General features: G+C 64.4%; 14 protein-coding genes and 1 other RNA gene. 9 read left to right on the top strand and 6 right to left on the bottom strand.

Features of this window, described 5'->3' with window-relative positions:
* Positions 1-55 precede the first annotated feature (55 nt).
* A complete protein-coding gene (gene moeB, locus KLP42_RS16615; RefSeq protein ID WP_215568070.1) occupies positions 56-823 on the top strand; it encodes a molybdopterin-synthase adenylyltransferase MoeB in 768 nt (255 codons plus the stop codon).
* Positions 820-1,335 carry a GNAT family N-acetyltransferase gene (locus KLP42_RS16620; RefSeq protein ID WP_215568071.1) on the top strand — a complete coding sequence of 172 codons (516 nt, stop codon included), beginning with the start codon at positions 820-822 and terminating at the stop codon, positions 1,333-1,335. The genes moeB and KLP42_RS16620 overlap by 4 nt, the downstream gene beginning before the upstream one ends.
* Here the strand turns inward: KLP42_RS16620 and KLP42_RS16625 are convergent.
* Together KLP42_RS16625 and KLP42_RS16630 are read right to left on the bottom strand one after the other, a co-directional pair.
* Entirely contained in the window at positions 1,325-1,825 is a 501-nt protein-coding gene (locus tag KLP42_RS16625) for a DUF3833 family protein (protein WP_215568072.1), read from the bottom strand. The genes KLP42_RS16620 and KLP42_RS16625 overlap by 11 nt on opposite strands.
* A gap of 143 nt (positions 1,826-1,968) precedes the next feature.
* The gene (locus KLP42_RS16630; RefSeq protein WP_215568073.1) at positions 1,969-2,973 is read right to left on the bottom strand and encodes a 2-hydroxyacid dehydrogenase; all 1,005 of its coding nucleotides are present in this window, start codon (positions 2,971-2,973) and stop codon (positions 1,969-1,971) included.
* 176 nt (positions 2,974-3,149) lie between these two features.
* On the opposite strand from KLP42_RS16630, the gene KLP42_RS16635 reads away from it, so the two are divergent.
* On the top strand, positions 3,150-3,701 hold the full coding sequence (locus tag KLP42_RS16635; RefSeq protein ID WP_215568074.1) for an SH3 domain-containing protein: 552 nt from the start codon (positions 3,150-3,152) through the stop codon (positions 3,699-3,701).
* A gap of 91 nt (positions 3,702-3,792) precedes the next feature.
* On the opposite strand, the gene KLP42_RS16640 is transcribed toward KLP42_RS16635, so the two are convergent.
* Entirely contained in the window at positions 3,793-4,785 is a 993-nt protein-coding gene (locus KLP42_RS16640; RefSeq protein WP_215568075.1) for an adenosine kinase, read from the bottom strand.
* 304 nt (positions 4,786-5,089) lie between these two features.
* Here KLP42_RS16640 and KLP42_RS16645 point away from each other — a divergent pair, with 304 nt between their 5' ends.
* A complete protein-coding gene (locus KLP42_RS16645; protein ID WP_215568076.1) occupies positions 5,090-6,037 on the top strand; it encodes an AEC family transporter in 948 nt (315 codons plus the stop codon).
* A 105-nt stretch (positions 6,038-6,142) separates the two neighbouring features.
* Here KLP42_RS16645 and KLP42_RS16650 read toward each other — a convergent pair whose 3' ends face one another.
* Positions 6,143-6,721, bottom strand: a complete 579-nt coding sequence (locus KLP42_RS16650) for a c-type cytochrome (protein ID WP_215568077.1) — start codon at positions 6,719-6,721, stop codon at positions 6,143-6,145.
* A 151-nt stretch (positions 6,722-6,872) separates the two neighbouring features.
* On the opposite strand from KLP42_RS16650, the gene KLP42_RS16655 reads away from it, so the two are divergent.
* The 3 genes from KLP42_RS16655 to KLP42_RS16665 all read left to right on the top strand — a co-directional run bounded on the left by KLP42_RS16655 (position 6,873) and on the right by KLP42_RS16665 (position 9,528).
* Positions 6,873-7,628 (top strand): 3-deoxy-manno-octulosonate cytidylyltransferase, encoded by a 756-nt coding sequence (locus KLP42_RS16655; protein WP_215568078.1) that lies wholly within the window; start codon positions 6,873-6,875, stop codon positions 7,626-7,628.
* Positions 7,629-7,639: 11 nt separating this feature from the next.
* Complete coding sequence (locus KLP42_RS16660; RefSeq protein ID WP_215568079.1) at positions 7,640-8,503, top strand: prephenate dehydratase; 864 nt, start codon at positions 7,640-7,642, stop codon at positions 8,501-8,503.
* A gap of 110 nt (positions 8,504-8,613) precedes the next feature.
* Positions 8,614-9,528 (top strand): DMT family transporter, encoded by a 915-nt coding sequence (locus tag KLP42_RS16665; RefSeq protein WP_215568080.1) that lies wholly within the window; start codon positions 8,614-8,616, stop codon positions 9,526-9,528.
* On the opposite strand, the gene nudC is transcribed toward KLP42_RS16665, so the two are convergent.
* Together nudC and KLP42_RS16675 are read right to left on the bottom strand one after the other, a co-directional pair.
* Complete coding sequence (gene nudC / locus KLP42_RS16670) at positions 9,529-10,491, bottom strand: NAD(+) diphosphatase (protein ID WP_215568081.1); 963 nt, start codon at positions 10,489-10,491, stop codon at positions 9,529-9,531.
* The gene (locus KLP42_RS16675; RefSeq protein WP_215568082.1) at positions 10,488-10,898 is read right to left on the bottom strand and encodes an HIT family protein; all 411 of its coding nucleotides are present in this window, start codon (positions 10,896-10,898) and stop codon (positions 10,488-10,490) included. The genes nudC and KLP42_RS16675 overlap by 4 nt, the downstream gene beginning before the upstream one ends.
* 87 nt (positions 10,899-10,985) lie before the next feature.
* Between KLP42_RS16675 and ffs the strand changes: the two genes are divergently transcribed.
* Together ffs and KLP42_RS16685 are read left to right on the top strand one after the other, a co-directional pair.
* An RNA gene (gene ffs, locus KLP42_RS16680) (signal recognition particle sRNA small type) lies at positions 10,986-11,082 on the top strand.
* 85 nt (positions 11,083-11,167) lie between these two features.
* Positions 11,168-13,072, top strand: a complete 1,905-nt coding sequence (locus KLP42_RS16685) for a DNA polymerase III subunit gamma/tau (RefSeq protein WP_215568083.1) — start codon at positions 11,168-11,170, stop codon at positions 13,070-13,072.
* Positions 13,073-13,095: the final 23 nt, after the last annotated feature.

Consider the following 13,095-nt stretch of genomic DNA (forward strand, 5'->3'; position numbering starts at 1 on the left):
CGGCGCGTGGAAAAACCGGGTTTCCCTTTGCCCGGACTGGATCTAGGCTCGGCCCATGGAATCACTCGGTCCCGACGAAATCGAACGCTACAAGCGACATATCCTGCTTCCGGAAGTGGGCGGCGAAGGGCAGCAGAAGCTGAAGCGCGCCCGCGTGCTGGTGATCGGCGCCGGCGGGCTCGGCGCGCCCGTGCTGCAGTATCTGGCCGCAGCAGGAATCGGCACGCTTGGCATCGTCGACGACGATCGCGTCTCGCTCTCCAACCTGCAGCGACAGGTGATCCACGATTCGGGCACGCTCGGCGCCATGAAGACCAGGAGCGCGACGGAGGCGATCGCCCGGCTCAATCCGCATGTGCGCACCATCGCCTTCGAGGAGCGTTTCGGGCCGGATTTTGCCGCCCTGCATCTCGGCCGTTTCGATCTCGTCATCGACGGCTCCGACAATTTCGACACCCGCTACGCCGCTGCGGATGCAGCGGAGGCGGCAAAGATTGCGCTGGTGACCGGCGCCGTTGGCCGTTTCGACGGTACGCTCACGGTGCTGAAACCGTGGGAGACGGACGCAGAAGGGCGCCAGAACCCCACCTATCGCGATCTGTTTCCCGCCCGCCCGCCGGAGGGGCTCGTTCCGGCCTGCGCGGAAACCGGCGTGATCGGCGCGCTCACCGGGGTGATCGGCACGCTGATGGCCATGGAGGCGATCAAGCTGATTGTCGGCATCGGCGAACCGCTGGTCGGCCGGCTGCTGATCTATGACTCGCTGTCGGCGAACTTCAACACGATCCGTTACAAAAGACGCAAGCCCAGGACCGCATCATGATCACGACGACCCGCATTCCCGACGGTTTCAGCGACTGGACCGGTCTTCTCGCGCTGATCCGCACCGCTTTCGCCTACATGGACGACGTGATCGATCCACCTTCATCCGCCCATCGGCTGACGCCGGAGAGCCTTGCCGAAAAGGCGCGCGGAGAAATCTGCTACCTGGCGCTCGAGGACGGAGTGCCGGTCGGCTGCATCTTTCTGAAACCGGAGGCGCCCGATTGTCTCTATGTCGGCAAGCTTGCCGTGCTGCCGCGCCTGCAGGGCAAGGGCGTGGGCCGCCGGCTGCTGCAGACGGCGGAAGACGAGGCGCGCCGCCGCAACCTGTCGCGGCTTCGCCTGGAAACCCGCATCGAACTCATGGCAAACCATGCGACCTTCGCCGCCTGGGGCTTTGCGAAAACGGCGGACAGGTCGCATCCCGGCTTCGACCGGATCACCTTCATCGAGATGCAGAAGGTGCTCCCCACCGCCGCGGAGCAACGCCAGCCCGAGGCCGTCAGCGGCTGAAGATCACCGTGGTCCTTGCAACCGGCAGCAGATATTTCGTTACCCAGGCAGTGTTGACCAGTGTTCCGTCCGCCTCCAGTTCCATCGTGTCATAGAAACGGACCTTGTTGGGCTTGGCCTCGGTGCCGAGATTGACGAGGTAATTGAACTTCGCCACCTTGCCCTCGATCACCACGTCGGTGGTGCCGATCACATCCTCGCGGGTACCGGTATAGCGGCCGGGTCCGGTCTTGGTGAAGCGCCAGGTCTTGCGGTCCGTCTCGCCGTCCGAGAAGGTGAAGTCCTCGCGCAGCACCAGGGTCTTTCCGTCCCAGCGGCCCGTCAGATCCACCTTGAATTCGCGCTTTACACCGTTGATCGCGCTGAACGATCCGGTGGCGCGCGTCCTGCCCTCGAAATATTGTTCCAGCACCAGATCCGCTGCATCCGCCGCCTGCGTCAATGTCAGCATCGAAAGCCCCATCGTGACCGAGAGCAATCCCTTCTTCATAGGGTGTCTCCTTTCCGCCTTTGCGCAGGGGTCTACGCTGGGCGCGGCAAACTGGATTGATTCCAATCTGGCTTTTGCGATCAAGGGCGCGTGAGGGCGATACCCGCGCAGCGGCAGGGCATCCGGCGGGTCTTGCGGAACGATCAGAGGCGGCTTGGCAGCACGCGGTTCGGCGGGCGGTGGCCGTCGAAGAAGGTACGGATGTTGATGATCACCTTGTCGCCCATGTCGATGCGGCCCTCGATGGTGGCCGACCCCATGTGCGGCAGCAGCACCGCCTTGCCTTCCTGCGCCAGCTTCAGAAGCTTCGGATTGACGAGCGGCTCGTTGGAGAACACGTCGAGACCGGCGCCGGCGATCCGGCCATCCTTCAGGAGCTGGATGAGCGCCGCCTCGTCGATGATGTCGCCCCGCGCCGTGTTGACGATGATGCTCGTCGGCTGCATCAGCGCCAGCCGCCGGGCGGAGAGAAGATGGAAGGTGGCGGGCGTCGAGGGGCAATTGACCGAGACGATGTCGACACGCGCCAGCATCTGGTCGAGGCTGTCCCAGTAGGTTGCCTCAAGCTCTTCCTCGGTGGCGGGACTGACCCGCTTTCGGTTGTGGTAATGGATCGACAGCCCGAAGGCCTTGGCGCGACGGGCAACGGCGGTGCCGATGCGCCCCATGCCGACAATGCCGATGCGCTTGCCGCCGATGCGCCGGCCGAGCATCCAGGTGGGCGACCAGCCGGCCCAGCTGCCGGGATCCTCCGTCAGCACCCGCGATCCCTCGATCAGCCGGCGCAGAACCGCAAAGATCAGCACCATGGTCATGTCGGCGGTATCTTCCGTCAGCACGTTCGGCGTATTCGTCACCGTGATGCCGCGCCGGGCCGCCGCATCGACATCGATGTGATCGACCCCGTTGGAAAAGCTGGCAATCAGCTTCAGCTGCGGGCCGGCCGCCTCGAGCAGGGCCGAATCGATGCGGTCCGTCACCGTCGGCACCAGCACGTCGGCAGTCCTCACCGCGTCCAGCAGTTGCTCCGCGCTTCGCGGCACGTCATCGATGTTGAGTTCCGCCTCGAAAAGTTCACGCATCCGCGTCTCGACCGCATCGGGCAGCTTGCGGGTGATATAAACCTTGGGCTTTTTCCTGGGGGTCATGGTCGTCCTTCGGAAGCTTGTTCAGATCTCGTTAACCAAGATCGGCGACATTCGGCGGATCAGGCGTTTTCTACCAGACCCGTCGGCGAAGACAAACAAAACCTCGCGCGTGGCGTTTGCAGGTCAGCATCCGCCCCGCCAGGCCGGCGCGGCCGATGCGCATCGAGAGAAGGCATATGCGACGTTTCATCCTTATCTCCTGCCTTGCCGGCGCGCTCGCGCTTGTCGGGACGTCGCTCGGCGCGTTGCCGGAACACACGCCGGCCCAGGCGCAGACGGCCAAGGGCGCCAGCGGCCTGCCGCTGCCGCGCTTCGTCAGCCTCAAGTCGCGGCGCGTCAACATCCGCGTCGGCCCGAGCACGGATTATGCCGTGTCCTGGATGTACCTCAAGGAGGGGCTGCCGATGGAAATCATCCAGGAATACGAGAACTGGCGGCGGGTCCGCGATGCGGACGGAACGGAAGGCTGGGTCAACCAGGCACTGCTTTCCGGCGAGCGCACAGCCCTTGCCGCCCCGTGGATGCGCGACAAGGGGCAGCAGGTCTTCGTCAACATGCGCCGCGAGCCGCAAAGCGCCTCGCAGGTCCTGGCCAAGCTCGAGCCCGGCGTCATCATGCGGCTGAAGGAATGCACCGGCGACTGGTGCCTGGCCATTGCCGGCTCGGTCGAAGGCTGGGTCTCCCAGTCGGAAATCTGGGGTGCCTATCCGGGCGAAGCCTTCAAATAGACAGGGCAGCCCGGCTGCCTGTGCAGCCAAATCCTCATTCGACGAGGGCAAGGGCCGCGGCGCGTGCCACGGCCCGCGAAGAAGACACAGGTCAGAGAAGACCGGCTTCCACAGCGGCATCCTTGAGGGAAACCATGGGACGCGGCCCGAAATGCTGGATGACGATGCCGGCCGCAAGGCAGCCGAGCTTGCCGCAGACATCAAGCGGCTTGCCGGCCGTGTAGCCGGCGAGGAAACCTGCGGCAAACAGGTCGCCGGCGCCGGTCGTGTCCAGCACCTTCTCCACCGCAATGGCATCCACCTTGTAGCGTTCCTCGCCGCGAAGGATGATCGCACCCTGTTCGCTCAGCGTCACGGCGGCGAGCTTGCAGTCGGCCGCCAGCATCCGCAGCGCCTCATCGAAATCCTGCGTCTCGTAGAGCGACAGGGCCTCGTGGCGATTGGCAAAGACGATATCGACCGTGCCGGAGCGCATCAGATCGAGAAATTCGCCGCGATACCGGTCGACGCAGAACGAATCCGACAGCGTCATCGACGTTTCGCGGCCATGCGCATGGGCGATGCGCGCGCATTCGCGGATCGCTTCCTTGGCGCGCGGCGGATCCCACAGATAGCCTTCGAAATAGGTGACCTTCGCCTCGGCCACCACATCGGTCTCGACATGCTCCGGCCCGAGGTCGACGCAGGCGCCGAGATAGGTGTTCATCGAACGCTCGCCATCCGGCGTGACGAAGATCATCGAGCGGGCGGTCGGCGGAAAGGTGCCGTCCGGCCGGGTTTCATAATGCACGCCCTGGGCACGAATGTCGTGCTGGAAGATCTTGCCGAGTTCGTCCTCGGCAACCTTGCCGAAATAGGCAGCCTTGGCACCGAAGCTTGCGACACCGGCCGCCGTGTTGCCGGCGCTGCCGCCGGAGGCTTCGTGTGCCGGGCCCATCAACGAATAGAGAAGCTCGGCGCGCTCCGCGTCGATCAGGTTCATCGCGCCCTTGATGATGCCGTTCTCCTCAAGAAACCGGTCGTCGCATCGCGACAGGATGTCGACAATGGCGTTGCCGATGGTCAGGACGTCGAACTTGCTCATTCAGCCTCAATCTCCGCAAGGTGGTGCCTTCTGCTCCTCATATAGCTTTCAGAGTTGAAGGAAAGGAAAAAGCGCCCGCAAAAGTCTGCTCGTCATGCGCGCGTCATGATTGCTGCATAAGGTTGCAGCATCGGATCGCAACCGGCCACGGATGCACTGGCGGAAGCGATCTCGATACCCTCGAAGGGATCGAAGCGGGCGTGAGGCCCGCTTTCGTGTTTTTTGGCACCGGCGCCACGGACCGGTTTGTCCCCTGCCCCCGAATGCGCTAAACGGGATTCCCGTCCGTGAAAGCCATCCCTCCGTGTCAGCCGTCTTTACCAATGTCGCCCCCGTCTTCCTGCTGATCCTGATTGGCTGGGTGGTGGCCCGCACCGGCGTGATGCGCGAGGAAACCGGCGACGCGCTGGCCGAGTTCGTCTTCAAGATCGCCCTGCCGACCCTGATTTTCCGCACGCTGGCCGAGGCGCATTTCGAGGGCACCTCGCCCTTTCGCCTGTGGATCGCCTATTTCGGCGGCGTCGCCATCACCTGGACGGTCGGTCACCTGATCGCCCGGCACCTGTTCGGGCGCGACGAGAAGATCGGCGTCATCGCCGGCATGTCCTCGGCCTTTGCCAACAACGTGTTCATCGGGCTGCCGCTCGTCGGCCGTTCGGTGGGCAATGACGGCATCGTGGCGCTCTCCATCCTGCTGGCCATCCACCTGCCCGCCATGATGGTGATCGGCACCATCCTGATGGAACAGGCCAGCGCCAGGGTGGATGGCGGCGGCCGCCGCAGCGTGCTGGCCGTGCTGCGGCAGGTGGGCAGCAATCTCAGCCGCAACCCGCTGGTGATTGCGCTGGCCCTCGGCCTTGCCTTCAACCTGTCAGGCTTCGGCACCCTGCCGGTCGTGCTCAAGAGCGTGGTGGACCAGATCGCCGCGGTGACGGCCGCCGCCGCGCTGATCTCGCTCGGCATGACGCTGCGCAAATATCCCGTGCACGGCAACCTGTCGCTGGCAACCGTGATGGCGTTGTTGAAGCTTCTCCTGTTGCCGGCGGCCGTCTTCGGTCTCTCGCACCTGCTCGGCCTTTCACCGGCCTGGGCCGCCGCCATGGTGCTGACCTCGTCGGTACCGACCGGCATCAATGCCTGGATCATCGCCACCCGTTTCCGCTCCGGCCAGAGCCTGGCGGCGTCGGTGATCAGCATCACCACGATTTTCGGCGTGGTTTCGGTGAGCTTCTGGGCCTGGCTGCTGAACTGAGTCCTGTGAGACCGGACGCGGCATGCCGAGACAAGGTCGTGCCGATGCAAGGAGGCCCGGCAATGCCGGGCCTCGAGGACAATGGAACGCCAGAGGCTCAGCGCCTCAATTGGTCGCCGGGGCGGGTGCGGCCGGCTCCGGCAGCGGGGCCGGATTGTCGGAAAGCGAGCGCAGATAGGCGATCACATTGGCTCGCTCGTCATCCTTCTTCAGGCCGGCAAAGCCCATGGCCGTGCCGGCGATATAGGCCTTCGGAGCCGCCAGGAAGTGGTTGAGATGCTCATAATCCCAGACCACCGAACCGCCCTTGGAAAAGTCCTTCATGGCCGCCGAATAGCTGAAGCCTTCATGTCCTGCGATCGGCCGATTCACGATGTTCCAGAGGCCGGGGCCGACCTTGTTGGGACTGCTCGGATCGGCCGAATGACAGCTCGCACACTTCTTGAAGGAATTGGCACCGGCGGCAGGATCTGCCGAAGCCAGCAGCTGCGCGATCGGTACCTGAGCAGGCGCTGCAGCCGCCTCGCCTCCCCCGGCGGACGATGCTTCCTCGGCCACGATGGCAAAGCCCGGCGTTGCGGGCGCTGGCGAATGGAACAGACCCTCGGATGCGATCGACACCGACATCATCACGAAGACAGTACTGAGCAGGGCCCCCACAGCCATGTTCGTATAGGCGTTCATTCGAAAAAAGCTCCTTCCCACCTGCTGGAATCGCAGGCGTCCCACCTTGAAATCCCTTGAAAGCTATGTCTTTTGCGACACTGGTGCAACCTGAATCAGTGAAGCGACCCTGAGACCTTTTGCCATCCTCCGGGAGCTAGGAAAGACGTTGATGCGCAATCCGGATTTCGACAGAACGCTCGTGCTCATCCCGGCGCGCATGGCCTCGACCCGCCTGCCCGGCAAGCCGCTCGCCGATATTTGCGGTGCGCCGATGATCGTCCAGGTTGCTCGCCGCGCCCGCGAGGCGGATGTCGGCCGGGTGATCGTCGCCGTCGATGACCAGCGGGTCTTCGATGTCGTTCAGGCTGCCGGCTTCGAGGTGGTGATGACGCGGGAGGATCACCAGTCCGGCTCAGACCGCATCCATGAGGCGGTTCAGAGCGCCGATCCGGACGGCAAGGCCGAGTTCATCATCAATGTGCAGGGCGACCTGCCGACCATCGATCCGGAGGCGGTGATGGCGTCCCTGCGCCCGATGCAGGACAGGGCAGTCGACATTGCCACGCTGACCGTCGAGATCGACAATGAGGAAGACAAGGTGCTGCCGCACATCGTCAAGGTGGTCGGCTCACCGCTGACCCCGACCCGGATGCGGGCGCTCTACTTCACGCGCGCCACCGCGCCCTATGGCGATGGCCCGCTCTATCACCATATCGGCCTCTATACCTATCGCCGCCGCGCGCTGGAACGCTTCGTCTCGCTCGGCCCCTCCGTGCTGGAGCAGCGCGAGAAACTGGAGCAGCTGCGTGCGCTGGAGGCCGGCATGCGCATTGATGTGGAGATCGTTGACTCCGTGCCGCTTGGCGTCGATACTCCGGCCGACCTCGAAAAGGCGCGTGCGATCCTCGCCAGCCGTTCCCTCTGATGGACATTCCCATGGTTTCGAAAACCAATCGCATCGCCTTCCAGGGCGATTTCGGCGCCAATTCCGACATGGCCTGCCGGGACATGTTCCCGGACATGGAGCCGCTGCCCTGCCCGACCTTCGAGGATGCCTTTACCGCGCTTGAAAGCGGCGAAGCGGATCTGGCCATGATCCCGATCGAGAACACGCTCGCCGGTCGCGTGGCCGATATCCATCATCTTTTGCCTGAATCACGGCTGCATATCATCGGCGAATATTTCATGCCGATCCGCTTCCAGCTGATGGTTCTGCCGGGCGTTGCACGCGACGAGATCCGTACCGTTCACAGCCACATCCATGCGCTCGGCCAGTGCCGCAAGATCATCCGCTCGAACGGCTGGAAGGGCGTTGTCGCCGGCGATACGGCGGGTGCCGCCAAACTGGTTGCCGAACGCGGCGACCGCTCGATGGCAGCCCTTGCGCCCCGCCTCGCCGCCGGCCTCTACGGGCTGGAGATCATGCAGGAGAATGTCGAGGATTCGGAAAGCAACGTCACCCGCTTCGTCGTGCTGTCGCGCGACGAAAAATGGGCCAAGCGGGCGGACGACAAGGACCTGATCGTCACCACCTTCGTTTTCAACGTGCGCAACATCCCCGCCGCACTCTACAAGGCGCTTGGCGGCTTTGCCACCAACGGCATCAACATGACGAAGCTGGAAAGCTACCAGATCGGCGGCAAGTTCGTCGCGACGCAATTTTATGCGGATATCGAAGGCCATCCGGACGATGCACCGGTGCGCCGCGCCTTGGAGGAACTGCGGTTCTTCTCCGAGAAGGTGCGCATCCTCGGCACCTATCTCGGCCATCCGATGCGGCGTTCGCTGCACGACGCCTGACCAAACCTTCCGTTTCGCCGGGGGAGACCTCCCCCGGCACCTTCCGATCATGTTCGCCTGCGGTGATCAGCGCCCTCCCGCGTCATCCTGCAGCCGGCAAAGGAGTTCCAATGCTGCTCGGGATTCTCGCAGGCCTCACCACATGCGCCCTGTGGGGCCTCACCTTTGTCGCTGCGCGGCTGGTTCACCCCTTCACGCTGTTCGACATCACCATCGGCCGTTATGCCATCTTCGGCCTCACCTGCGCGCTGACCATGCTGCACCCGCGTTTTCGTCTGCAGGGCGTTGGTGGCCAGCGGATCTTCATCGGCATGATGCTCGGCGTGATCGGTTATGTCGGTTATTTCGTGCTGGCGTCGCAGGCGGTGCTTCTGGCGGGTGCCGTCGTTCCGCCGCTGATCATCGGCATCATGCCGGTCATCCTGCCGGCGATCGCCAATCTGATGGACCGGTCCGTCGACTGGCAGCGGCTCGCGCTGCCACTTTTGATGATCGCCGCCGGCATTGCCGTCGTGAACGTCGAACTCGTCGCAAAACTCGATCTCGACGGGCAGCGGATGATGCTGGCGGGTGCCGGCTGCGCGATTGCGGCCCTGCTGGTCTGGGTGCTCTATGGCATCATCAATGCCAGGATCATGCGCTCGCCGAACCCGCCCACCGCCATGGACTGGACGAACCTGCACGGGCTCGGTGCACTTGCCGGCTCGCTCGTCCTGATCCCGATGGCCTCCAACACCTATGCCACCGCCTCGACGGATCAACTGCTGCATTTTCTCGCCTGGGCGCTGGTGCTGGGCATGGCCGCCTCCTGGCTGGCCACCTGGTGCTGGAGCTTTGCCTCCAACCGCCTGCCGCTGACGCTGACGGCCCAGCTGATCGTGGCGGAAACCGTGTTCGGGCTGATCTTCGGGCTGATGCTCGACCACCGGTGGCCGACCGCTTCCGAAGCGATCGGCGCGACCCTGCAGATCGCCGGCGTCTCGCTCGCCGTCCATGCGTTTACCCGGAAGCCGAAAGCCGGATAACTACCGGCTCCACTCCACCCAGTCGCGCATGAGGCGATGGGCAATCGCGCCGCGCGGCGGTGCAAAGGGCCCCTCGCCGGTCGGATCGGCCTCCAGCATCGCGGCAACCTCGGCACGGCTGAACCAGCGGCAGTCGGCCAGTTCCTGCTCGTCGCGGCGGATCTCGTGCGACAGCGCCTCGGCATAGCAGCCGATCATCAGCGAGTGCGGCATCGGCCAGGGCTGGGAGGCATGATAGCGCACGCGTCCCGTCTCGATGCCGGATTCCTCCAGCGTTTCACGGCGCACGGCGTCCTCAATGGTTTCACCCGGCTCGACGAAGCCGGCGAGCGTCGAATACATGCCCGGCGCAAAGTGATGGCCGCGGCCCAGCAGCACGCGGTCGTTTGCCACATCCACCGTCAGCATGATGACGACCGGATCGGTGCGCGGAAACATCATGTGCCCGCAGGCGGGACAGCTGCGCTTGTAGCCGCCGAGCTGGCTCTCCGTCTTCGTGCCGCATTTGCCGCAGAAGCGGTTGGCGGCGTTCCAGTGGGTGAGGCTCAGCGCCTGTGCGACCTCACCCAGCGTCTCCTCGTCCAGCAGGCTATCGCGAAAGGCAGAGCGGGCGTCGGTGATCTTGAACTGGCTCTCCAGCTGCTCCAGCGGCATCGCAATGCTGACGGCAAGTCGCGGCTCGCCATTTTGCCGGTAACCGAGCAGGATCAGTGTCTCCATGTCCGGGTGCAGGCCGGCCAGTTCATTTTTGGCAAACAGCGCATCCAGCACCTGGTCGTCATGCTTGAGAACCAGTTTGCCGCCGGCAAGCACCAGAATATGGGCGCCGTCATGGGAAACCGCCTGTTCCAGGCAGTCCTCCGTGCGGTGTTCGGCACCGCGATCGAGGCGATTGCCGGAAAAGGCGGTCAGCCGGCTGGCTTCCGGATGCGGCGCATCCGTTTCGAAAAGAGAAATGCTCATGGGGACATCGCTTCGTTGAGCGCCTTGAGGAAGGCCTGTTTTGCCGGATCATCGTAAGGAACAGCCGTGCCGAACCCCCAGATCGGGCCGGGCCAGTTGGCATCGCCCTCGTTGCGCGCCACCACATGCACATGCAGCTGGGAAACGACATTGCCAAGCGCACCGATATTGATCTTCTTTGCGCCGGTGACCTTTTTCAGCGCTTCGGCGATCATGTTCGTCTCGAAGGTCAGCATGGCCTGGTCGAGCGGCGCCAGTTCGAAGATCTCGGTCTTGTCGGCCCGCTGCGGCACCAGCATCAGCCAGGGCCACCGGCTGTCCTTCAACAGCCGCAGCTGGCACAGACCCAGCGCAGTGACGAATTCGGAATCCCGTTCCAGCCGGGCATCCAGCTCAAATGCACTCAAGGTGTCCTCCGGAGTTTTTCCTCTTGCTAGCAGTTTTTTGACGGCTTGGCTTGCATTTGCTGCGCGAAACGACGATATGTCCCCTCGGGAGGTTGGTGGTGGACGAGCCACTCGCCAACCGGGTCAGGTCCGGAAGGAAGCAGCCCTAACGAGCCCGGCACGGGTCGCCGTGCCAGCCTCCCACCTTCTAACTCTTTCATGGTCAGCTTCCGGTCCGGCCGCAAGGCTGGTCAAAGGCTGGTATAGCCGATCGGGGCTGGCGGGACTTGATGAGCGACACCGGGCTGACAGTTTCGGGAACGACCGCAACGGGGAACGCCGGCTACCGCGTTCTGGCGCGAAAATATCGCCCCAAGGATTTTTCGGACCTGATGGTCGGCCAGGAGCCGATGGTCCGCACCCTCACCAACGCGTTTGAGACGGGCCGCATCGCCCAGGCCTACATGCTGACCGGCGTGCGCGGCGTGGGCAAGACGACGACCGCCCGCATCCTTGCCCGTGCGCTGAACTACAAGACCCCCGAGATCGACAAACCGACCATCGACCTGCGCATTCCCGGCGAACATTGCCAGGCCATCATGGAAGGCCGTCATGTCGACGTGATCGAGATGGACGCCGCCTCGCATACCGGCATCGATGATATCCGCGAGATCATCGAGCAGGTGCGCTACCGTCCGGTTTCGGCCCGCTACAAGGTCTATATCATCGACGAAGTGCACATGCTCTCGACGCAGGCCTTCAACGGTCTCCTGAAGACCTTGGAAGAGCCGCCGGAACATGTGAAGTTCATCTTCGCCACCACCGAAATCCGGAAAGTTCCGATCACGGTTCTGTCGCGCTGCCAGCGTTTCGACCTGCGCCGCATCAGCGCCGCCGATCTGGTCGGCCTGTTCTCCGCGATCCTCGGCAAGGAGGGCATCGGCTTCGAGCCGGAGGCGCTCTCGATGGTGGCGCGTGCGGCGGAAGGCTCTGCCCGCGACGGCCTGTCGCTGCTCGACCAGGCGATCGCCCATGGCGGCGGTGCCGTTCAGGTAGAAACCGTGCGCGGCATGCTGGGCCTTGCCGACCGCGCCCGTATCGTCGATCTGTTCGAACATGTCGTCAAAGGCGACGTGACGGCGGCGCTGCAGGAGTTTGCCGCGCAATACGAGGCCGGTGCCAACCCCGTCGTCGTGCTGACGGATCTTGCCGATTTCACCCACCTCGTCACTCGTATCAAATATATTCCCGAGGCCGGCGACGATCCGTCGCTGAGCGAGGTGGAGCGGGTGCGCGGCGCCGAATTTGCCGGCACTGTGGCGGTCACCACGCTGTCGCGCATGTGGCAGATGCTGCTGAAGGGCATTCCGGAAGCCGAGAATGCGGCACGCGCCGCCGGTGCCGCCGAAATGGTGCTGATCCGCCTCACCCATGCCGCCCATCTGCCCTCGCCGGAAGATGCCGCGCGTCGCGTCGCCGACCTCCTGAACGGCGGTGGCGAGGCGGGTTCTCCCGCATCCTCGGCCGGCAATGGCGGCGCCCGCGCCAGCCTTGGCGCAGCGCCGGTAATGGCACGCGGCACCGACAGCGCGCCCGCGCCGCGCATGGCCGCCGGCGGCGCTTCGGGCGGGCCGACGGCGATGCTTGCCGCGGTTCCCTCCACGCCGCAGCCGATGGCCGTTGGCCGCACGGAAGAGCGCCCTGCCCCGCAACCCGGCCCTGCGGCAGTCCCGGCCCCCAAGGTACCGATCACCTCGCTGTCCGACATCGCCGAACTGTGCGCCAGGAACCGCGATCCGAAGCTGAAGGCCTTGCTGCGCAGCTTCGTGCGGCTGGTTCGCATCGATCCCGGCCGGCTGGAAATCAACCTGCCGCCAGACGCGCCGAAAAGCATCGTCGGCGATCTGCAGCGGCGGCTGGAGGAATGGACCGAAACCCGCTGGATGGTGATTCTCAGCCGCGAGCAGGGATCGCCCACGCTGGCCGAGGTGGAAAGCCAGGCCCGCGAGGCCCGCCTCACCGACGCGCGCGCCGATCCGGATGTCGCCGCCATCCTCGCCCAGTTTCCGGGCGCACGCATTACCGACGTGCGCATCCGCGTCAGCGAGGAGAACGAGGCCGAGGAGATCAAGCCGCCTGCCACCATCGAGACGGAAGAGGGCGACATCCTGCCCGGCGACGATATCGAATTCTGACACCCCGACACGACGAGACAAAG

This window comes from Rhizobium sp. CSW-27 (genome assembly GCF_018760785.1).
Classification (GTDB): domain Bacteria; phylum Pseudomonadota; class Alphaproteobacteria; order Rhizobiales; family Rhizobiaceae; genus Neorhizobium.